At 64.0% G+C, this 1,326-nt stretch carries 2 protein-coding genes; one reads left to right on the forward strand and one right to left on the reverse strand.

Going from position 1 to position 1,326, the window contains the following annotated elements:
- The coding region (locus A9Z05_RS01715; RefSeq protein ID WP_141723327.1) for an aminotransferase class III-fold pyridoxal phosphate-dependent enzyme at positions 1-323 on the forward strand (323 nt) is incomplete at its 5' end.
- A gap of 232 nt (positions 324-555) precedes the next feature.
- Here A9Z05_RS01715 and A9Z05_RS01720 read toward each other — a convergent pair.
- A partial coding sequence (locus A9Z05_RS01720; RefSeq protein ID WP_141723328.1) for an MFS transporter occupies positions 556-1,326 on the reverse strand: 771 nt, incomplete at its 5' end.

Raw genomic sequence — 1,326 nt, forward strand, 5'->3', positions numbered from 1 at the left:
AACACGTGCTGGACAACGTGCAACGGGTCGGCGCGATCATGCTGGAGGGATTGAACGTGCTGGCAAGAAAATACGAATGCATTGGCGACGTGCGCGGCACCGGCCTGTATTTCGGCGTCGAAATCGTACGCGACCGCGCGAAGAAGGACACAGACATCGCGACCGCGCTCAAGATCGTCAATGGCTTGCGCCAGCGTCGCGTACTGATTTCGGCAACCGGACCGGACGCGAGCGTGCTGAAGATCCGGCCGCCGCTGGTGTTTGGAGCAAACGACGCCGACCGACTGCTGACGGAGCTGGATGCAGTACTTTCCACGCGCTAGTCAGCTGTATTCGGCATCCAGGGCAGAGTGCCGAATACGGCAGCGTATGAAATCGCTCAGACGCCCGCCTGCAGGCGGGCACGCCAAGGTCGATGTTCACGTGTTGGGTGTCCCACGTGGGCATGTTTAGCGAACGTCGCGACATTATCGTCGGCGCCATTCCTCATGGTTACACGTCGAATATCGCTCGTGTGAACCACGTCGTCGGTCGTACATGCTTGTACTCCAACCCTCAGTCACCGATGTCTTCCACCGGCGCGGCATACCGTGTATAAATCGCCAGGCCCCACGTCAACAACGCGGCCAACGCGAGCGACACCGACATCGCGAGCATGCCCGGCGCATACGAATGCGTCGCGTCCTTCAGCGCGCCGACCATCCACGGGCCGACGTAGCCGCCGAGGCTGCCCATCGAATTGATGAACGCCATGCCGCCCGCGGCCGCGACGCCTGTCAGATACCGTGACGGCAGGCTGTAGAACGCCGGCCGGGCCGCGCTCAGCCCGATCACCGCGAACACCATGCCGACGAGCGCGGGCAGCAGCGACGCAAACGCGACCGCGAATATCAAGCCCGCCGCCGATACCACGCATGCGAGCGCGAGATGCAGCAGGTGCCGCCCGTGACGCTCCATCAGCCGCGCCCACGCGATCATGACGACCGCCGCGACGAGATACGGCACGCCCGACAGCAGCCCGACCGCAAACGCCGACAGTCCGTGCCCCTTGAGCATCAGCGGCAGCCAGATCGCGATCCCGTTGATGCCGATCCAGTAGCAGAACAGAATGCCGACCATGATCCAGACGCGCACGTCGCGGAGCACGGCGCCGAAATGCCGTTTCGGCAACGCCGCCGATTCGCGCGCCAGGACATCGGCGAGCGCTGCGGATTCTTCGCGCGTCAGCCATTCCGCCTGCTCGGGTCGGTCACGCAGAAACCACAGGGTCAGCAGGCCGAGCACGCACGCCGGCAACCCTTCGATAACGAACAGCCATTGCCAGCC

The organism is Burkholderia sp. A2 (assembly GCF_001729305.1).
Classification (GTDB): Bacteria; Pseudomonadota; Gammaproteobacteria; order Burkholderiales; family Burkholderiaceae; genus Burkholderia; species Burkholderia sola.